This window comes from Komagataeibacter diospyri, from assembly GCF_043995075.1.
GTDB lineage: Bacteria > Pseudomonadota > Alphaproteobacteria > Acetobacterales > Acetobacteraceae > Komagataeibacter > Komagataeibacter diospyri.
Genome location: NZ_CP171836.1, coordinates 2,991,974 through 3,012,526 on the forward strand (window position 1 = coordinate 2,991,974; position 20,553 = coordinate 3,012,526).

Consider the following 20,553-nt stretch of genomic DNA (forward strand, 5'->3'; position numbering starts at 1 on the left):
CGGCGCATGCGCCGGATTCAGGCGTCTTCTTGTGCCGCCATGTGGTCCATGGAGGCAAGGATGGCCGATGCTCCCTGTTCGGGCATGTCCACATTTGCGCGCATGAGCGCGAACAGCTCGCGCCCCGTGCCGAACTGCGGTGCGGGCGGGCGCGATGGCGTGCGGTTTGCCAGTTCCGTGGCCGACACCAGCACATCAATCTGGCCCGTTTGCGCACATACACGCACCATATCCCCATCGCGCAGCAGCGACAGCGGACCGCCGACATAGGCTTCGGGGCCGATATGAATGGCGGCGGGCACCTTGCCGCTGGCACCCGACATGCGGCCGTCGGTCACCAGCGCCACCTTGTGTCCCCGGTCCTGCAGCACCGCCAGCGTCGGCGTCAGCTTGTGCAGTTCGGGCATGCCGTTGGCGGCCGGTCCCTGAAAGCGCACGACGACAACCACATCCCGGTCCAGCTTTCCGTCCCTGAAGGCTTTCAGCACGTCTTCCTGATGGTCGAATACGGCGGCCGGGGCCTCGATCGTCCAGCGTTCGGGGGCGACGGAACTGGTCTTGTAAATGCCGCGTCCCAGATTGCCTTCCATTACCTTCATGCCGCCATCGGCACGAAACGGGTTGGCGGGCGCGCGCAGGATGGTGTCATCGGTGGAAGGACCGGCTTCTTCCCATGCCAGCGTGTCGTCCTTCATGCAGGGCTTCTTGCGGTATTCGGCAAAGCCGCCACGGGCTACGGTCATGATGTCGGGATGCAGCAGCCCCGCGTCCAGCAGCGAGCCAATCAGGCTGGGCATGCCGCCTACCGCGTGGAAGGCGTTCACGTCCGCCGACCCGTTGGGATAGACGCGGGTCAGCTGCGGCACGACGGAGGACAGATGGTCAAGGTCGCCCCAGTCGATCACGATACCAGCAGCCCGCGCTATGGCGGGCAGGTGAATGGCAAGGTTGGTGGACCCGCCCGTGGCCAGCAGGCCAACGGCGGCATTGACGATGGCGCGTTCATCCACGCACAGGCCCAGCGGGCGATAGTCCTCGCCACGTGTGCCGATTTCGCTCAGCCGGTGGACGGCCGCCCGCGTCAGTTCCTGCCGTAGCTTCGTGTTGGGCGGCACGAAGGATGAACCGGGCAGGTGCAGACCCATGACTTCCATCAGCATCTGGTTGGTGTTGGCCGTGCCGTAGAACGTGCAGGTGCCCGCTGCATGGTAGGAATCGGATTCCGCATCCATCAGGCGTTCCTTGTCTACCTTGCCTTCGGCATAAAGCTGGCGGATGCGCTGCTTTTCGCTGTTGGGCAGGCCCGATGGCATCGGGCCGGAGGGGATCAGGATGGTGGGCAGGTGGCCAAAGCGCAGCGCGCCGATCAGCAGGCCGGGCACAATCTTGTCACAGATGCCCAGCATCGTGACTCCCTCGTACATGCCGTGGCTCAGCCCCACTGCCGTGGACATGGCGATCACGTCACGGCTGAACAGGGAAATTTCCATCCCCGGTTGCCCCTGCGTCACGCCGTCGCACATGGCGGGGGTCGCCCCTGCCACCTGTGCCGTGCCACCCACTTCGCGCGCGAACAGCTTGATCTGGTCGGGATAACGGCCATAGGGCTGATGGGCGGACAGCATGTCGTTATACGACGTAATGATCCCGATATTCATGCCGCGTGCCGACCGCAGTCCCGTCTTGTCATCACCGGACGCCGCGATGGCGTGCGCAAGGTTGCCACAGGCCAGACGGGGGCGGCTGATACCGTTTTCACGCTCACGCGCGATCAGGTCCAGATACGCGCGACGGGTACGGGCCGAACGGGAAATGACCCGTTCGGTCACGGCGGTCAGGACGGGATGCAGGCTCATGGTATCTCACAGACATTGATAGGCCTGCCCGCAAGCGGGGTAGGCAGGTTCGCCATCCATTGCACCGGCAACGACAGCGGGTTTAAAAGCGGTCGGAATGTGCGAATATCCTGTGACCGCATGGCGAATGGTCATTTATTTGAAAAAATATAGGAAGTTCAAGACATAAAATTATAAAAATAATCACAAATAGATAACTTAATTATTGGATCGAACATCCATATATCTATGGGCACGCAAAAACATCCCGCGTGTCCCGCCCCGATGGTCCGGATACAGGCCATGATGTCCCATGCGCCAGACCGGTGGATGGCGCATAAAGTATTGTATTTCAGTAAATTGGACCATGAAACCACAGGTTCGCACCACGGTGCGCGAACGTGCCCGACAACAGGTTCCAACGTCCGGAAATGGCGCGGGGCCTGAAGGGACAGGCGGCATTGCATGTAAAAAAGGAAGACAGGGAATGGTGAGCCGGGTGGGATTCGAACCCACGACCATTCGATTAAAAGTCGAATGCTCTACCGACTGAGCTACCGGCTCACATCACCTGTATGAAGGGGTCCGCAACGGTAAAACCCGTGGCGTAACGCCTTGCGCAGGTCTCTAAACATCCCCGGCGGGGGTGTCAACCTGTGCGTGGCCGCATAAGGCCAGCAAAAACAGGCTGTGGCGCCGGTGGCGCGCGCCATGGGCGTCAGGCCACCGGCTACAGCCCACTGGCCGGGCAGTCGCGTCGCATGGGGCGCGCTGTCCGGCCGTGTCCGTCAAATCAGGCTTCGGCGTCAGCCGGGCGCATCTTGATGATGCGGTCGGGGTCCTGAACCATGCCGCTCTGGCCTGCACCACGCTTGACCTTGTCAATATGGTCCATGCCTTCGATCACCTGACCCACGATGGTGTACTGGCCATCAAGGTGCGGGGAGGGTTCGAACATGATGAAGAACTGGCTGTTCGCGCTGTCGGGGTTCATGGTGCGGGCCATGCCGACCGTGCCGCGTTCGAACTTGGCCTTGTTGGTGAACTCGGCTTTCAGATCCGGCAGCTTGCTGCCCGATGTGCCGGTGCCCGTCGGGTCGCCGCCCTGCGCCATGAAGCCGTGGATCACGCGGTGGAAGGGGGTGTTGTCATAAAACCCTTCCGCTGCCAGCGTGCGGATACGCTCGGCCGCCAGCGGGGCAATGTCGGGACGCAGGCGGATCACCACCCGTCCTGTCTTGAGATCCATGTTGATCAGGTCGGACTTGTTTTCTGTAGCAGACATCGTGATCCGTTTCGTAAAGTGAAGGGTGGGAGGACCGGGACCATACGCGCGGCCCCGCTCCATCAGCCACGCAGGCGGCTGAGAATGTGCCTGCGGGTAAAGGGTGGGACAAAACCGGAAATGTCCCCATCCAGCCGGGCGATTTCCTTGACCAGCCGGGAGGAGATGTACTGGTGCCCCTCCCGCGCCATCAGGAACAGCGCGTCAATGTCCGGTGCCATATGCTGGTTCATACCAAACATCTGGTTCTCATATTCGAAATCCGCAACCGCCCGCAGCCCGCGAATGATTGCATGCGCCCCATGCGTACGCGCCGCATGCACCACCAGCCCGGTAAAACCGACCACGGTAACGGGGATGGCGCGCCCGGCATTCAGCGGTTCGATATCGGTGCGCAGGCACAAAAGCCGTTCCTCCAGCGGGAGGAGGGGGTGCTTGTCCCGGTTTTCCGCAACCCCGATCACCAGCCGGTCAACCAGCCCGGCCGCACGTTCGATGATATCCATGTGCCCGCTGGTCACGGGATCGAACGTGCCGGGGTAGAATCCCGTCCGGATGGTGGTGGCCTCAGTCATCCTGCCCTGCATCGCGGGTGGGGGCATCGGTTACCTCGCCTTCCTCACCGTCTTCCCCGTCATCCATGACCGGGAAGACGCTGGTGACTTCTTCCGTGTCGTTCAGGCGGAACAGGGTTACGCCACTGGCCTGGCGCGACATGATACGCACCTGGTTGATGGGCAGGCGGATCAGGCGGCCCGCATCAGTCACCAGCATGATGTCCGTGCCCGCCAGAACCGGCAGCGTTGCAACCACTGCGTTGCCGCGCTTGTTGGCGGAGAAGGTCATGTTGTTGATGCCCTGCCCGCCACGTCCGCTGACGCGGTAATCATAGGCCGAGGACCGGCGGCCATAGCCCGCGTTGCTGACGATCAGCAGCACTTCCTCCGCCGCTTCCAGTTCGGCAAAGCGTTCGGGGGACAGGGGCAGGTCGCCCGTGGCTTCGCCTTCATCCGAAACCACGGTGTCTTCCGCTTCATCGCCTTCCATGGCGGCCTCGGCCCGGCGGCGGGCATTGGCCATGCGCAGGTAGGCGGCGCGTTCCTCTACCGTGGCCTCGACGTGGTTGAGCACGCACAGGCTGTTTACGCTGTCGCCTTCGGCCAGCCTTATGCCACGTACGCCCGAGCTGCCACGACCGGCGAACACACGCAGCGTGTCATCGGTGATCTGGAATCGGATGCAGCGCGCGTTGCGGGTGCCAAGGAACACGTCCTGACCTTCGCGGCAGGTGGCGACTCCGATCAGGCGGTCATCTTCATCCAGCTTCATGGCGATCAGGCCCGACGAGCGGATGTTGCGGAAATCGCTCAGCCGGTTACGCCGCACGCTGCCCGATGCGGTTGCAAAGACAAGGTGCAGGTTTTCCCACAACTCCTCATCCTGCGGCAGGGGCAGGACGGCGGTGATCGTGTCACTGCCCAGGTCGGGCAGCAGGTTGACCAGTGCGCGGCCCTTGGCGGTGGGGCTGGCTTCGGGCAGGCGCCAGACCTTTTCCCGATACGCCTTGCCGCCAGAGGAGAAGAACAGTACCCACTGGTGCGTATGCGCGTTGAACGAGCGCACGATGATGTCGTCACCACGCCGTCCCGCGGCCGTCCGGCCACGCCCGCCGCGGTTCTGCGCGCGGAACACATCCAGCGGCGTGCGCTTGATGAAGCCTTCGCGCGTGATGGTGACGACCATCTGTCCCGGCTCGATCAGGCTTTCATCGGTCTGGTCACCGGCGTAATCGGCAATGTCGGTCGCACGCGGCGTGGCCAGTTCGGCGCGGATGGTGGCCAGCTCGGTGCGCATGACTTCCATGCGGCGCGGGCGGCTGGCGATGATGTCCAGCAGGTCGTTGATCCTGACAGCCACTTCGGACAGTTCGCTCTGGATCTTGTCACGTTCCAGCCCGGTCAGGCGCTGCAGGCGCAGTTCCAGAATGCCGCGCGCCTGTGCTTCCGTCAGGTGGACCTTGCCATCGATGATGACATTGCCCTCGTCATGGATCAGTTCCAGCAGCGGCGCCACGTCGGCCGCGTCCCATGCACGCGCCATCAGGGCCGCCCGGGCGGATGCCGTGTCGGGGGCCGCGCGGATCAGCGCGATCACCGCGTCGATATTGGCCACCGCGATGACAAGGCCGACCAGCAGATGACCACGGTCACGCGCCTTGTTCAGGTCAAAGCGCGCGCGGCGCAGGATCACGTCCTCACGGAAGCGGATGAACGCTTCCAGCACGTCTTTCAGGCCCATAAGGCGCGGCTGCCCGCCATCAAGGGCCAGCATGTTCACGCCAAACGAGGTCTGGAGCTGCGTGAAGCGGTAGAGCTGGTTCAGCACCACTTCCGGCGTCGCCTCGCGCTTGATTTCGATGACGATGCGCATGCCCGAACGGTCGCTTTCGTCACGGATGTCGGAAATGCCCTCGACCTGCTTGGTGCGCACCAGGTCGGCAATGCGTTCCTGCAGCGTGGACTTGTTCACCTGATAGGGGATTTCGGTCACGATGATGGCGCGGCGATCCTTGCGGATTTCCTCGATCTCGGCCTTGGCGCGGATGATGACCGACCCGCGACCCGTCTCGAACGCGCTGCGGATGCCGGCACGGCCAAGGATGGTGCCCCCGGTGGGGAAGTCCGGACCCGGCACGTATTCCAGAAGGTCGTCCAGCGTCATGTCGGGACGCGCGATCAGCGCAAGGGTCGCGTCAATGATCTCGGTGGGGTTGTGAGGCGGGATGTTGGTCGCCATGCCCACCGCGATGCCCGATGCGCCATTGACCAGAAGGTTGGGGAAGGCGGCGGGCAGGATTGTGGGTTCCTGCTCGCTTTCATCATAGTTGGGCTGGAAATCGACGGTATCGCGGTCGATGTCATCCAGCAGGAAGGATGCGGCCTTGGCCAGGCGCGCTTCGGTATAACGCATGGCGGCGGGCGAATCCCCGTCCACCGACCCGAAATTGCCCTGCCCGTCGATCAGTTTCACCCGCATCGACCACGACTGCGCCATGCGCACCATGGCGTCATAGATGGAGGAGTCGCCATGCGGATGATATTTACCCATCACGTCACCGACCGCGCGGGCCGATTTGCGATAGGGCTTGTCGTGGGTGAACCCGCTTTCGCGCATGGAATACAGGATGCGGCGATGCACCGGCTTCAGCCCGTCGCGCACGTCCGGCAGGGCGCGGCTGACAATGACGGACATCGCGTAAGCGAGGTAGGAGGAGCGCATTTCCTCCTCGATCGTGACCGGCAGCATGTCGGACGGGGGCAGGGGATCGTCGGGTATCTCGGTCAAGGCAGTTCCGTCATGTCAGGGTTATCCACCCCCGTGGCCGTGCGGGTACGGGGGTGGAACGGAAGGCAAGGCTATGGCCGGGGCGCGGCCATCATGTCCCTGCGTGTGTATAGCATGTCTTGCCCCCCGCAGCGAAGCGCCACACGGGGGGTAAGGCGGGCCTAGAACGGGATTTCGTCGTCCAGGTCGCTGCCGCCGGCGGGCGCATCCCAGCCGCCGCCACCGCCACCCGTGGCGGGACGTTCGTTACGCTGGGGCTGCTGGCGCGCGGGTGCGCTGTAGCCGCCACCGCCGCCATAGCCACCGCCCATGTCATCGCCACCACCGGCGTCACCGCCACGGTTGCTGTCCAGCAGGACAAGGTCGCCACGGAAGCGGTCCACCACCACTTCGGTGGTGTAGCGGTCCTGGCCGCTCTGGTCGGTCCATTTGCGGGTCTGGAGCGAACCTTCCAGATAGACCTTGCGGCCCTTGCGCAGGAAACGCTCGGCCACGTCGCCAATGCGTTCGTTGAAGATGACGACACGGTGCCATTCCGTCCGTTCGCGCCGCTCACCCGATGCGCGGTCATTCCATGTGTCGCTTGTGGCCAATGTCAGCGAGACGATCTTCGCCCCGCTCTGGCTGTTCCGGACTTCGGGGTCCTTGCCCAGGTTACCGACCAGAATGACTTTGTTGACGCTGCCCGCCATATGCTGTCCTGCTGCAGTTCGAGTATGGGACCGGCAGCGGGCCATGCCCGCCGCCAGATGCCGCCACGGGCCGCCGGATGGCGATCGTGGCGAAATAGGTGCGGCGATCTTACCGGATACGACTTGGAATTGCGAGTGCGGGAAGGAGATCGCTATCGTGCCGCAGGATGGCATGCGCATGCAGGCCGGTGCATTGTCGCCCTTGTCGTAATGGACCATCAGGACCAGATATGGTGTGGCCCGAAATGGCGGCCGGTATCCGCTTTCCCGCACGGGAACGGAACAGGGAGAGTTCATGAGCGTTTCTTCGCGTCCGGAACAGGTTCCGGCGGCACAGCATGTCAGCCCGCAATCCATCCGTGTGCGCGGGGCACGGGCACATAACCTGAAGAATGTCGATATCGACATACCGCGTGACGCGCTGACGGTCATGACCGGGCTGTCCGGGTCTGGCAAATCGTCACTGGCGTTTGACACCATCTATGCCGAAGGCCAGCGCCGGTACGTCGAAAGCCTGTCAGCCTATGCGCGGCAGTTCCTGGAGCTTATGGGGAAACCAGATGTCGATTCGATCGAGGGGCTGTCGCCCGCGATCTCCATCGAACAGAAGACGACATCAAAAAATCCCCGCTCCACCGTCGGCACCGTGACCGAGGTGCATGACTACATGCGCCTGCTATGGGCACGCGCGGGCGTGCCGTATTCACCTGCCACCGGCCTGCCGATCGAGGCGCAGACAATCAGCCAGATGGTCGATCGCGTCATGGCCATGCCCGAGGGCACGCGCCTCATGCTTCTGGCCCCGGTGCTGCGTGACCGCAAGGGGGAGTGCAGGAAGGAACTGGCCGAACTGCAGCGCAAGGGTTTCACCCGCGTGAAGGTGGACGGTACGCTGTATACGATTGACGAGGTGCCCGAACTCAATCGCCGCCTGCGTCATACGGTCGAAGCGGTGGTGGACCGCATTGTGGTCAAGGAAGGCATTGAAACCCGTCTGGCCGACAGTTTTGAGACGGCGCTCGGCCTGTCCGACGGCCTGGTCTATGCCGAAGAGGTGGTGAAGAACGCACCGGCGGGCGAGGACGCTCCGCGCACGGTCTTCTCATCCCGCTTCGCCTGTCCCGTCAGCGGTTTCACGCTGGAGGAAGTCGAACCACGCCTGTTTTCCTTCAATGCGCCGCAGGGGGCATGCCCGGCCTGTGATGGCATCGGGCAGGAAACCTTTTTCGACCCGCGCCTGATCGTGCCGGACGAATCGCTTTCGCTGGCTGCGGGCGCCATTGCTCCGTGGCGTAACGCCCAGAGTCCTTACTATACCCAGACACTGGCTTCCATCGCGAAGCATTACGGCGTGTCGATGGATACACCATGGGAAGACCTGCCCGAAGGCGTGCGGGACGTGATCCTGGAAGGTGGGAAAGACCCGATCGAGTTCACCTATCGTGACGACCGCCGTGCCTACAGCCTGACCAAACCGTTCGAGGGCGTGGTCAGGAACCTGCGCCGCCGCATGGCGGAAACCGACAGCGTATGGGTGCGCGAGGAACTGTCGCGCTACCAGTCAGAAAAGCCATGCCATGTGTGCGGCGGCGCGCGACTGCGGCCAGAGGCGCTGTCGGTCAAGGTGGCTGGGCTGAACATCGCGCAGGCATCCGACATGCCCATCCGCAAGGCGCTGGACTGGTTCGGCACGGTGGAAGCGACACTGACGCCCCAGCGGGCCGAGATCGCGCACCGCATATTGCGTGAAATCCTCGACCGGCTGCGCTTCCTTGATGATGTGGGGCTGGATTACCTGACCCTGTCACGCGGGTCGGCCACGCTGTCGGGCGGTGAAAGCCAGCGCATCCGCCTGGCCAGCCAGATCGGTTCGGGCCTGACGGGCGTGCTGTATGTGCTTGATGAACCCTCCATCGGGTTGCACCAGCGTGACAATGAACGCCTGCTGGGCACGCTGGACCGGCTGAAAAAGCTGGGTAATACCCTGATCGTGGTCGAACATGACGAGGACGCGATCCGCGCCGCCGACTGGCTGATCGACATGGGGCCGGGTGCGGGCGTGAATGGCGGCACGGTCGTGGCCGCCGGCACGCCGCAGGAAGTGGCCGAAAACCCCGACAGCCTGACCGGGGCATACCTGTCAGGGCGCAAATGCATTCCCGTGCCTGCAAAACGCCGGGACATCGACCCCGGGCGCGAACTGGTGCTGCGGGGGGCGACGGGCAACAACCTCAAGGATGTTACGGCCAGGTTTCCGCTGGGCACCTTTACCTGCGTGACCGGGGTTTCGGGCGGCGGCAAGTCCACGCTGGTGATCGACACGCTGTACAAGGCCCTGTCGCGCAGGCTTATGGGATCGGGGCAGAACCCCGCGCCCTATACGGCCATCGACGGGCTGGACCAGCTGGACAAGATCATCGATATCGATCAGTCGCCCATTGGCCGCACGCCGCGTTCCAACCCCGCCACCTATACAGACCTGTTCGGTCCCATCCGCGACTGGTTTGCCGAGCTGCCCGAAAGCAAGGCGCGCGGCTACAAGCCCGGCCGCTTCTCGTTCAACGTCAAGGGCGGGCGGTGCGAGGCGTGTCAGGGCGACGGGGTGCTGAAGATCGAGATGCACTTCCTGCCTGACGTGTTCGTCACCTGTGATACCTGCAAGGGTGCGCGCTACAACCGCGAGACGCTGGATGTGAAGTTCCGGGGCAAGTCGATTGCCGACGTGCTGGCCATGTCGGTAGATGAGGCGCTGCCCTATTTCTCTGCCGTGCCGCGTATCCGCGACCGGCTGGCCATATTGCAGAAGGTGGGGTTGGGCTACGTCGCCCTTGGCCAGCAGGCCACCACGCTGTCGGGCGGCGAGGCGCAGCGCGTCAAGCTGTCCAAGGAACTGGCGCGCCGGGCCACGGGACGCACGCTCTATATTCTGGATGAACCAACCACTGGTTTGCATACAGAGGACGTGCGCAAGCTGCTGGAGGTGCTGCACGCACTGGTGGACCAGGGCAACACGGTCGTGGTGATCGAACATAACCTGGAGGTCATCAAGACCGCCGACTGGGTAATCGACATGGGACCGGAGGGCGGTGATGGCGGTGGCCGGATCGTGGCCTGCGGCACGCCCGAACAGGTCGCCGCCAGCCCCGACAGCCATACAGGGCGATTCCTGCGCCCGCTGCTGGACCATAAGCCGCTTGTGCCGGTTCCCGCAACGGATGGGAAGCCTGCGGCCGGGGCAAAGGCACGCGGCAAAAAAGCCACAGCGGCCAAAGCGCCGGAATCCGCGAAAAAGAAGGGGAAACCGGCAAAAACCGGTCGTAAACCTGTAAAATAGACGTCTGTTTTTGCAGGCGCTGTGGGTGGGTGGGAAAAAAACTTTGGCGGGGGTGCGAAAAACACTTGCGCCACAAGGCCCGCAGGCCCTATCAGCGCCTCTCTTGGCCCAAGGGGGCAATCTTGCCCAACAGGCTGTCTACTGGTTTGGGGGTACGTGATGAACGCACTTGCTCAACTGGGGATGGTCTCGGAACACCCGAGCGATAACCAGATCTCTTCAGCGCCGTTTTCGTCCGAGGACGACCGGAAGGATTATTTCGTCGAAAAAGACGGAATGAAGTTTGCGGGAACGCACCTTCTTGTCGATCTTTGGGATGCCCGGAATCTTGATGATCCCGAGCAGATCGACCGTACCCTGTGTGAAGCCGCCGTGACGGCAGGGGCTACGATCTTGCACAGTCACTTCCATCACTTCACGCCCAATGGGGGCGTGTCGGGCGTGGTCGTGCTGGCGGAAAGCCATATCTCGATCCACACATGGCCCGAGCGGAACTTTGCCGCCGTGGATATTTTCATGTGTGGGGCATGCGATCCGCATCTTGCGATCCCGGTCATGCAGCGCCTGTTCCAGGCCGGCCGGATCGAGGTGGATGAGCAGCGCCGGGGGCGCGTGCAGCTTTAGCCGGCTGTGGCCGGGGCAGGGTTCACCATGTCCCGGTGTGACTTTCACGACAAAACGCAAGTGTCGGGCCGGATTGATTTCCGGCCCGCGCTTTTTCATGTGCATTGATATAGGACGAAAGGGGGATCGCAATGTCCCGTGAGTGGATCAGCGAAGGCCTGTACGAAGGCTGGCGGCAGGAACTGCGTGTGGACCGGATGCTGGCGCGCAAAAAAAGCGCGTTCCAGGATATCGCCGTGTTCGAGAACGTCGATCTCGGCCGCGTGCTGATGCTGGATGGCGTGGTCCAGATCACGGAACGCGATGAATTCGTCTATCAGGAAATGCTGACCCATGTGCCGCTGCTGGAGCATGGCGATGCGAAGCGCGTGCTGATTATCGGCGCGGGTGATGGCGGCGTGCTGCGGCGCGTGCTGGAACATGGCACCGTGGAAAAGGCCGTAATGGTCGAGATCGACGGTGACGTGATCGCACTGTCCAAGGAATTCCTGCCTTCCATCGCGGGGAACGCATGGAACGATCCGCGCGCCGAGGTGATCGTGGGCGACGGGATCGAATATGTGACCAATGCGGCAGACGGGTCGTTTGATGTCATCATCGTGGACAGCACCGACCCGATCGGGGTTGGGGAAGTGCTGTTTACCGATTCGTTCTACAAACACTGCGCCCGCATCCTGACGGCCAACGGCATTATCGTGAACCAGTGTGGCGTGCCGTTCATGCAGGCGGATGAACTGCGCGATACCAGTGCGCGCCGCGCGCAGTTTTTCGACCATGTTTCGGCCTATGTCGCGGCGGTCCCCACCTATGTCGGCGGTTTCATGACGCTGGGTGTCGCGGCCAAGGGCCTTGTGCCGGGGCAGCAGCCGGTTGATGTGATCCGCGCGCGCGCGCAGAAGGCCGGCATTGCGCATACGCGGTACTGGACGCCGGAAATGCACGTCGCATCCTTCACCCTGCCGCCCTATATCGCGAAGAACCTGCCGCGCTGAACGTATGACGCCGATGACATGAAAAAGGCCGGAGGGAAAAACCCCTCCGGCCTTTTTTCGTTGCGGCGTCAGGCTGACAGTCAGGACCTGGGCGCAATACGCGCGGTCTTGCGCAGGCTGACCAGTTCCGCGCCCAGCTCCTTCACGGCCACTTCAAAGACCTTGAAGTGGGGGGTGGCGAGATGGGTCTCGAATGCGGCTTCATCATCATAGACTTCCACCAGGATGACGGTCTGCGGGTCATCCATCGGGCTGACTGCTTCAAATCGCTGGCAGCCGCTTTCATCCGCCACGGAATGCGCGCTGTCATAGGCGCACAGTTCAAGGAAGTGGTCACGGTTTTCAGCAGGAATTCGGAATTCGGCCACGATGGTCAGCGGGCTTGTGGTCATGGGGATGTATCCTTTTTACATTACGTGTCCAGAACGTCATGCCTGAATGCAGGGGGGGCGGCGTCCTGAAGCCGGGATGGTTTTCATGGATTGACTTGGCGCATCCGGTCATGTCAAGTCAGCTCTGTCGACACGGGAGAGACTGGCTTCGCGCCAGCGCCGAAGGAGCAACCGCCCCGGAAACTCTCAGGCCAAAGGACCGGTCGGCCAAGAATTCTGGAAAGAGGTATCCCTGACCCGGATATCCGCCGACGGGATAACGATCTCAGGCACATGCGACAGAAGGGGCTCTTTGAATCCATCCGGATTCGACAGGAGTCCCGCATGTTCACGCCGTTGCCTGCCCGTGTTTTTCCCCTGTCCCCGTTTTCCGTTCCCTGTTCCGCTGGCGCGTACCGTGCCACGTTGTCCGCATGCCGTGCATGTGGGGCTGCCTGCGCGCATGCGGACCTGCACAAGGCCCAGCCCGCATGAACCAGCCCCTGCTGCGTACGCCGCTTTACGACCTTCACCTTGAACTCGGCGCACGGATGGTGCCGTTCGCGGGCTATGACATGCCGGTACAGTATCCTGCCGGTGTCATGGCCGAACACCTGCACACCCGGGCGAAGGCGGGACTGTTCGATGTCTCGCACATGGGGCAGGTGCGCATCCGCCCGAAATCCGGCCAGATCGCGGACGCCGCCCATGCGCTGGAGGCGCTGGTGCCCGCCGATATCGTTGGCCTGAAACCCGGTCGCCAGCGTTATGCCGTGTTCACGACGGCGGATGGCGGCATTAGCGACGACCTGATGGTCACCAACATGGGTGACTGGCTGCTGCTGGTGGTCAATGCCGCGTGCAGGGATGCCGATTTCGCGCATGTGCATGACGCGCTGAATGCCAGCTGTGATGTGGAAATGCTGGCCGATCGTGCCCTGATCGCGCTGCAGGGGCCAGCGGCGGAAGCAGCCCTTGTTGCCCTTGATCCCAAAGCCGCCGGAATGCGTTTCATGGACGTGGCGCAGATGGAACTGGCGGGTGTTTCCTGCATCGTCTCGCGGTCCGGCTATACGGGTGAGGACGGTTTTGAAATCGGCATGGCGGAAGACGGGGCGCTCACCGTGGCCCGTGCCCTGCTGGCCCATCCCGATGTCGCGCCTGTCGGCCTTGGTGCGCGTGACAGCCTGCGGCTGGAAGCCGGGCTGTGCCTGTACGGGTCCGATATCGACCAGACCACCACCCCGGTTGAGGCCGCCCTTGAATGGTCCATCCAGAAAAGCCGTAAACCCGGTGGTGCGCGGGCCGGTGGTTATCCGGGGGCTGCGATCATGGCCGAGCAGTTGACGGATGGCACGACGCGCCGCCGTGTGGGGCTGCGTGCGCAGGGGCGTGCGCCAGTCCGTGGCGGGGCCGAACTGTTCGCCGATGAAGCGGGCACGCAGCCAGCCGGTTATGTGACGTCGGGTGCATTTGGCCCCAGCGTGGGGGGGCCCGTCGCCATGGGGTATGTGGCGGCCGACCATGCAGCCATCGGCGCATCACTGTTCGCCAGCGTGCGTGGCCGGTTGCTGCCGATGGTGGTGACGGCGCTGCCCTTCGTGGCGGCGACCTTCAAACGCTAGGGTTTTCCCTGTTTTTTCAGACATATTTCAGATCAATGGAGCATGGACATGACTGTTTATTACACCAAGGAACATGAGTGGCTGCGCGTTGAGGGCGATGTCGCGGTTGTCGGCATTACCGCCCATGCGGCGAATGAACTGGGCGAACTGGTCTTTGCCGAAGCCCGCGATCCCGGCACGACGGTGGAACAGGGCGACAGCGTGGCCGTGGTGGAATCGGTCAAGGCTGCGTCCGATATCTACGCGCCGGTAACGGGTGACGTGCTGGCGTTCAACGATGCGCTGGGTGATGACGCGGCCCTGGTCAATCGTGACCCGGAAGGTGAAGGCTGGATCGTGCGCATGACCATTGCGGATGCATCCCAGCTTGCGGGTCTGATGGACAAGGCCACCTATACCGCACTGGTTGGCTGATCTTCCCACCTGTTTCCCCTGCTTTACGGAGTATGCTGGCCGTGACGTCTTCCCCCTGTGGTTCTTCTTCCCTGTGGCATGGTCTGGGTGATGATGCCGGTGCGTTCTGCACCCGTCATGTCGGACCGGATGCCAATGATGTGGCCGACATGCTACGTGTGGTGGGGGCGGACAGCCTCGATACGCTTATGGCGCAGACAGTGCCGGGCAATATCCGCCTGTCGGGGGCCATGGGCCTTGGCGCGGGCGTGCCCGAACATGTCGCACTGGCCCGTCTGCGCGCGATTGCGGCGGAAAACCGGGTTCTGACATCGCTGATCGGGCAGGGGTATTACGATACGATCCTGCCCGGCGTAATCCAGCGCAACGTGCTGGAAAACCCGGCCTGGTATACGGCCTATACCCCGTACCAGCCCGAAATCAGCCAGGGACGGCTGGAAGCACTGCTGAACTTCCAGACGCTGGTGATCGAACTGAGCGGGCTGGACGTGGCCAATGCCTCGCTGCTGGATGAGGGGACGGCAGCTGCCGAAGCCATGGCCATGGCCCGCCGCGTGGCCAAGACCAGGGCGAATGCCTTTTTCATCGATGCCGACTGTCACCCGCAGACCATCGCGGTCGTGCGCACCCGTGCCGAACCGATGGGCTGGCAGGTCGTGGTGGGTGATCCCGCTACCGATCTGGACCCGCAGGCGGTGTTTGGCGCGCTGTTCCAGTATCCGGGATCATCGGGGGAAATCCGCGATCCGCGCGCATGGATCGAAAGCCTGCACGCGACGGGCGCGATTGCGGGTGTCGCGGCGGACCCCATGGCGCTGATGCTGCTGGAAAGCCCCGGCGCACTGGGGGCGGATATCGCCATCGGGTCCATGCAGCGTTACGGCATGCCCATGGGGGCGGGTGGCCCGCATGCGGCCTATATGGCGACGCGTGATGCGTTCCGCCGCAATATTCCGGGGCGGATCGTGGGCGTGTCCATCGATTCGCGCGGCAATCCCGCCTACCGTCTGGCGCTGCAGACGCGTGAGCAGCATATCCGCCGTGAAAAGGCGACATCGAACATCTGCACCGCACAGGCGCTGCCCGCCATCGTGTCGTCCATGTATGCGCTGTACCATGGCCCGGTGGGCCTGAGGGCCATCGCCACGCGCATCAACAGGCTTGCCACGATCATGGCAGCAGGCCTGCGTGCGCTGGGTGCAACGGTTGTGACAACGGCGTTCTTTGATACGGTTACGGTTGAAACCGGCGCGGATACGGACGCCGTGATGGCGCGTGCTCTGGATGCGGGCATGAACCTGCGCCGCGTGGACGCGACGCATGTGGGCATAAGCCTTGATGAAACCACCACGCCAGACACGGTGCGCGCGGTCTGGGCCAGCGTGAGCGGCGACGCGACGAAGGTCGGGCAGGTCGAGGCCAGCCTTGCCGATATCGCCAGCCCCATCCCCGCAGGCCTTGCCCGCACGGGCACAATGCTGACCCAGCCCATCTTTTCCGCCTGCCGGTCGGAAACCGACATGCTGCGTTACCTGCGCCGCCTTGCCGATCGTGACCTGGCGCTGGACCGTTCCATGATCCCGCTGGGGTCATGCACCATGAAGCTGAACGCCACGGCGGAAATGCTGCCGATCACATGGCCGGAATTCTGCAATATCCATCCCTTCGCGCCAGCGGACCAGATGCGCGGTTATGCCCGTCTGTTTACCGACCTTGAGCGGATGCTGTGCCAGATCAGCGGTTATGCCGCTGTCTCGCTCCAGCCCAATTCCGGCGCACAGGGGGAGTTCGCGGGGCTTATGGCCATTCGCGGCTATCACCATGCACGTGGCGACATAGGGCGTGACGTATGCCTGATCCCGGCATCGGCGCACGGCACGAATCCCGCATCGGCGCAGATGGCGGGCATGCGTATCGTGGTGGTGGCGTGCGATCCGCAGGGTAATGTCGATATTGACGACCTGAAGGCCAAGATCGCGAAACACGCCGACGATCTGGCCGCGATCATGATTACCTATCCTTCCACCCATGGTGTGTTTGAAGACAACGTGCGCGAAATCTGCGCACTGGTGCACGCGGCAGGTGGGCAGGTGTATGTCGATGGCGCGAACCTGAACGCGCAGGTCGGTCTTGCGCAGCCGGGCGTGTATGGCGGGGATGTCAGCCATTTCAACCTGCACAAGACCTTCTGCATTCCGCATGGTGGCGGTGGCCCCGGCATGGGGCCGATCGGGGTGGGCGCGCATCTGGCCCCCTACCTGCCGGGCGCGCCGCAGAAGGGTGAGGCCAATGCCATTTCGGCAGCCCCCTTCGGGTCCGCCGATGTTCTGCCCATTTCGTGGATGTACATGGTCATGATGGGTGATGCGGGACTGAAGCGTGCGACCGAGGTCGCGATCCTGAATTCCAACTACATCGCAACCCGGCTGTCGTCACATTATCCCGTGCTGTACCGCGGCGCGAACGGGCGGGTTGCGCATGAATGCATCATCGACCTGCGCCCGCTGAAGGATAAGGTCGGCGTTACGGTGGATGACATCGCCAAACGCCTAATCGACCACGGGTTCCATGCGCCTACGGTCAGCTTTCCGGTGGCGGGTACATTCATGATCGAACCCACAGAATCCGAAAGCCGGGCCGAACTGGACCGCTTCTGTGATGCGATGATCGCCATCCGCGCCGAAATCACGGCGGTTGAAAATGGCGTGCTGACCATCGACGACAGTCCCCTGCGCCACGCCCCGCATACCGTGCGTGACGTGACCGACCCGGACTGGGCCCATGTCTATGACCGCGCGCAGGCCAGCCTGCCGGGGGCTGTGGTGGCGGCCAGCAAATACTGGTCCCCGGTCAACCGGCTGGATAATGCCTATGGGGATCGCAACCTTGTCTGTTCATGTCCCGATATCAGCACCTATGCTGGTTAGGGGTATTTCAGAACAACGGGCTGGCCGGAAATAACAAGGGTTTCTGCCTGCCGTCCTGTGTAAAAAGGAGCGTTCTGATGAAGTTTTCTGCAAAAAGCCTCATCAGAAACTTCTTTTGTTTTCAGCCTTTTTTCAGGGTGATTTGTCAGAAAACCTTTCTTCGGGGCTGATTGCGTCCCGGTGGTTCATGTATATATCTGTTGCGATACAATACACGGACTGCGGGAAGGAAACATTACGGTGGAATGGGGCACACGCTGGCTGGGTATCGGGGTAATGGCCTGCACGATCGCGGCAGGCATCCCTGTCCCGTCACCCGCCATGGCGCGGGACGTGACGGACATGGCGGGCGTGACCCAGTCCGTGCCTGACCACCCCGCGCGGATTGCCGACCTGTGGTTCGCCCATAACGAACTGGTGCTGATGCTGGGTGGGGCAAGGCAGATTGTCATGACCGTGGACCGCCCGCAGGCGCGGCCATGGATGTACAGGGTCTTTCCCGCCCTCTATCAGGCCCGCGCCGTCAACGGTCCGCAGGTCAATGCCGAAACCCTGCTGCAGGACAGGGTGGATCTGGTATTCGTGCCTGATGCCTCGGCTGCCATCGCGGCGTTCCGTGGAGTGGGGGTGCCAACGCTTGTCGCCTCCTTCCATGATGTGGACGGACTGCTGCGGGTCATGGACATGACAGCAGCGGCCCTGGGTACCGAACAGGCGCATGCGACCGCCACCCGTTACCGCACCATGATGCGACAGACCGTCAATGATGCGCGGGACCGGCTGTCCGGTGTGGCGGATGCGCAGCGCCCGCGCGTGCTGCATGTCCAGTCGCTGCACCCGCTGAAGGTAGATGGGACGGACAGCATTGTTGATGAATGGATCACCCTTGCCGGTGGCCGTAACGCCGCACGGGGCGTAAGCGGCAATATGAAGCCTGTTTCGGTCGAGCAGGTGGCGGCATGGGATCCGGATGTCATCATCCTTGGTCCCGATTGCGGCACGCTGGACCCTGCGGCTGATGGCGGGATGTGGCAGCGCCTGCGCGCGGTGCGTGAGGGCAGGGTGCATAACAATCCGTCGGGTGTTTTCCCGTGGGACCGGTATGGCAGCGAACTGCCGCTACAGATCAGCTGGGCTGCGAAGATCCTGCATCCCGACCTGTTTGGTGATGTGGATCCGCTGCTGCTGACACGTGAATTCTACGATACCTATTTTCATTATGCACTGAGTGCGCAGGACGCGGCCCGTATCCTTGCGGGCCAGCCGCCCGAATCCATGGCGAGCGGCACACCGTGATCCTGCGCGTGCGCGTGGTCGGGTGCCTGTGTGGCGCCGGTCTGGTGGTGCTGGCGGTTCTGTCGGCCTGTATCGGGCGTTTTCCACTGCAGCCGGGGCAGGTACTGCATGCCCTGCTGACGGCTGGGTATGCCTCGGCAAATGGTGACATGGTGCATACTGTCCTGTTCGGTGCGCGCCTGCCCCGGATAGGGGGGGCGATATGCGTGGGGGCTGCGCTGTCGGTCGCGGGGGCCGCGTATCAGGCAGTGTTTCGCAATCCGCTGGTTTCCCCCGGGCTGCTTGGCGTGCTGGCAGGGGCTGGCATGGGGGCGGCGCTGGGCATTGTATGGAGCATGGGGCATGCGGGTGTGGCGGCTCTGTCCTTTTTCGGTGGTCTGGCGGCGGTGGCGTTCGGGGTGGGGGTGGCACAGATGTTCGACGCTGCATCCATGCTGATGCTGATATTCGGCGGGCTGATCAGTTCGGCGCTGTTTACCGCGCTGCTGTCACTGCTCAAATACGTGGCAGACCCGCAGAACCAGTTGCCCGATATCGTATTCTGGCTGCTGGGCAGCCTGACGCAGGTGACACCGCAGGCGCTGGGCGTGCTGGTGGGGCCGGTCGTGGTGGGGATCGTGCTGCTGTCGGCCTGTGGGCGGATGCTGGACGGGCTGGCCATGGGGGATGAGGAAGCGCGCACGCTGGGTATTCCGGTCATGGCGCTGCGATACGGGGTGATTGGCGGGGCCACGGTGCTGGCGGCCATGACGGTTGCGGTTGCGGGCATGATTGGCTGGGTGGGGCTTGTGGTACCCCATGTCGCGCGCCTGCTGGTCGGGCCATGCAACATGCGCGTACTGCCGATCAGTGCGTGCATCGGCGCAATGTTCCTGCTGGTGTGTGACGATCTGGCGCGCACCCTGTCGGCGGAGGAAATACCCGTGGGCCTGATTGCCGATCTGCTGGGAGTGGCTGTGTTTGTCGCGGTGCTGCCGCTGTTGCGGCGCGGGTGGCGGGCATGAACGGGGATGGCGCCATCCTGTGGATGGAGCATGCAGGTTTCCACCGGGGACGTCGCACGGTGCTGCATGATGTCTCGCTGGGTATCCGCACGGGGGAAATGACGGCCCTGCTGGGGCCGAATGGTGCGGGCAAGACCACGCTGCTACGCCTGCTGCTGGGCCTTGCCCGCCCGGATTCAGGGCAGGTCTGGCTGGATGGAAAGCCCATGGTGGACTGGTCCCGGCGTGAGGTCGCCCGTCGCATCGCCTATGTGCCGCAGGGGCATGTGCCGCTGTTTCCTTATAGCGTGCGCGATATCGTGGGCATGGGGCGACTTGCGGAAACGCCGTTTGCCCCCACGCTGCATGAACGCGACCGGGAAGCGGTGACACATGCACTGGCGGAACTGTCGATAATCCATCTTGCCACGCGGCCCTATACCGAACTGTCGGGTGGGGAACGGCAGGCCGTGCTGCTGGCCCGCGCGCTGGCGCAGGGGGGCCGCATCCTGATCCTGGATGAACCGGAAACCGGCCTTGATTACGGGCAGAAGCTGCGGCTGTACGCCCTGCTGCGCAGGCTGGCGGCACAGGGCCACGCCATTGTCGCCACCACGCATGACCCGGTTCAGGCTGCTGGTATATTTGATCGGGCCATCCTGCTGCGTCATGGCCGGGTCATGGCGGATGGACCGGCTGCATCCCTGCTGGTACCGTCCATGCTGGACCAGCTTTATGTGCCACAGCAGCAGGCAGAAAACTGAAGCAAGTTTCTGGTGAAGCTTTTTTCAAAAAGGCGGCACCCAAAAACGTTCATTTTAAAACAGTAT

General features: G+C 63.0%; 14 protein-coding genes, 1 tRNA gene, 1 pseudogene and 1 riboswitch. Of the genes and pseudogenes, 9 read left to right on the top strand and 7 right to left on the bottom strand.

Going from position 1 to position 20,553, the window contains the following annotated elements:
• Positions 1–17 precede the first annotated feature (17 nt).
• The 6 genes from edd to ssb all read right to left on the bottom strand — a co-directional run bounded on the left by edd (position 18) and on the right by ssb (position 7,157).
• Positions 18–1,856, bottom strand: coding sequence for a phosphogluconate dehydratase (gene edd, locus ACE2AA_RS14005; RefSeq protein WP_141302214.1), 1,839 nt, complete (start codon positions 1,854–1,856; stop codon positions 18–20).
• Between the two features lie 467 nt (positions 1,857–2,323).
• Positions 2,324–2,399: transfer RNA gene (locus ACE2AA_RS14010), tRNA-Lys, on the bottom strand.
• Positions 2,400–2,628: 229 nt separating this feature from the next.
• The gene (locus ACE2AA_RS14015) at positions 2,629–3,120 is read right to left on the bottom strand and encodes a peptidylprolyl isomerase (protein WP_141262055.1); all 492 of its coding nucleotides are present in this window, start codon (positions 3,118–3,120) and stop codon (positions 2,629–2,631) included.
• A gap of 62 nt (positions 3,121–3,182) precedes the next feature.
• A complete protein-coding gene (gene coaD, locus ACE2AA_RS14020) occupies positions 3,183–3,695 on the bottom strand; it encodes a pantetheine-phosphate adenylyltransferase (protein ID WP_141262056.1) in 513 nt (170 codons plus the stop codon).
• Positions 3,688–6,465 (bottom strand): DNA gyrase subunit A, encoded by a 2,778-nt coding sequence (gyrA, locus tag ACE2AA_RS14025; protein ID WP_395370197.1) that lies wholly within the window; start codon positions 6,463–6,465, stop codon positions 3,688–3,690. The genes coaD and gyrA overlap by 8 nt, the downstream gene beginning before the upstream one ends.
• Positions 6,466–6,626: 161 nt before the next feature.
• Positions 6,627–7,157, bottom strand: coding sequence for a single-stranded DNA-binding protein (ssb, locus tag ACE2AA_RS14030; RefSeq protein ID WP_141262207.1), 531 nt, complete (start codon positions 7,155–7,157; stop codon positions 6,627–6,629).
• A 295-nt stretch (positions 7,158–7,452) separates the two neighbouring features.
• Between ssb and uvrA the strand changes: the two genes are divergently transcribed.
• From uvrA to speE, 3 genes are all read left to right on the top strand, one after another.
• Positions 7,453–10,491 (top strand): excinuclease ABC subunit UvrA, encoded by a 3,039-nt coding sequence (gene uvrA, locus ACE2AA_RS14035; protein ID WP_395370199.1) that lies wholly within the window; start codon positions 7,453–7,455, stop codon positions 10,489–10,491.
• 159 nt (positions 10,492–10,650) lie between these two features.
• Positions 10,651–11,115, top strand: a complete 465-nt coding sequence (gene speD / locus ACE2AA_RS14040; protein ID WP_025437442.1) for an adenosylmethionine decarboxylase — start codon at positions 10,651–10,653, stop codon at positions 11,113–11,115.
• A 131-nt stretch (positions 11,116–11,246) separates the two neighbouring features.
• The gene (gene speE, locus ACE2AA_RS14045) at positions 11,247–12,107 is read left to right on the top strand and encodes a polyamine aminopropyltransferase (RefSeq protein WP_141302218.1); all 861 of its coding nucleotides are present in this window, start codon (positions 11,247–11,249) and stop codon (positions 12,105–12,107) included.
• A gap of 80 nt (positions 12,108–12,187) precedes the next feature.
• On the opposite strand, the gene ACE2AA_RS14050 is transcribed toward speE, so the two are convergent.
• The gene (locus tag ACE2AA_RS14050; protein WP_141262060.1) at positions 12,188–12,499 is read right to left on the bottom strand and encodes a putative quinol monooxygenase; all 312 of its coding nucleotides are present in this window, start codon (positions 12,497–12,499) and stop codon (positions 12,188–12,190) included.
• 123 nt (positions 12,500–12,622) lie between these two features.
• Positions 12,623–12,710, top strand: a riboswitch (glycine riboswitch).
• Positions 12,711–12,969: 259 nt separating this feature from the next.
• Here ACE2AA_RS14050 and gcvT point away from each other — a divergent pair.
• The 6 genes and pseudogenes from gcvT to ACE2AA_RS14080 all read left to right on the top strand — a co-directional run.
• Positions 12,970–14,103, top strand: a complete 1,134-nt coding sequence (gene gcvT / locus ACE2AA_RS14055; protein ID WP_395370201.1) for a glycine cleavage system aminomethyltransferase GcvT — start codon at positions 12,970–12,972, stop codon at positions 14,101–14,103.
• 48 nt (positions 14,104–14,151) lie between these two features.
• Entirely contained in the window at positions 14,152–14,517 is a 366-nt protein-coding gene (gene gcvH, locus ACE2AA_RS14060; RefSeq protein ID WP_141262062.1) for a glycine cleavage system protein GcvH, read from the top strand.
• Between the two features lie 32 nt (positions 14,518–14,549).
• On the top strand, positions 14,550–17,444 hold the full coding sequence (gene gcvP, locus ACE2AA_RS14065; protein WP_395370202.1) for an aminomethyl-transferring glycine dehydrogenase: 2,895 nt from the start codon (positions 14,550–14,552) through the stop codon (positions 17,442–17,444).
• A 276-nt stretch (positions 17,445–17,720) separates the two neighbouring features.
• Positions 17,721–18,740 carry an ABC transporter substrate-binding protein gene (locus ACE2AA_RS14070; RefSeq protein WP_395372221.1) on the top strand — a complete coding sequence of 340 codons (1,020 nt, stop codon included), beginning with the start codon at positions 17,721–17,723 and terminating at the stop codon, positions 18,738–18,740.
• Positions 18,737–19,744, top strand: a complete 1,008-nt coding sequence (locus tag ACE2AA_RS14075) for a FecCD family ABC transporter permease (protein WP_395370204.1) — start codon at positions 18,737–18,739, stop codon at positions 19,742–19,744. Before ACE2AA_RS14070 ends, ACE2AA_RS14075 begins: the two co-directional genes overlap by 4 nt.
• A gap of 74 nt (positions 19,745–19,818) precedes the next feature.
• A pseudogene (locus tag ACE2AA_RS14080) lies at positions 19,819–20,487 on the top strand (ABC transporter ATP-binding protein); the annotation flags it as partial.
• Between the last annotated feature and the right edge of the window lie 66 nt (positions 20,488–20,553).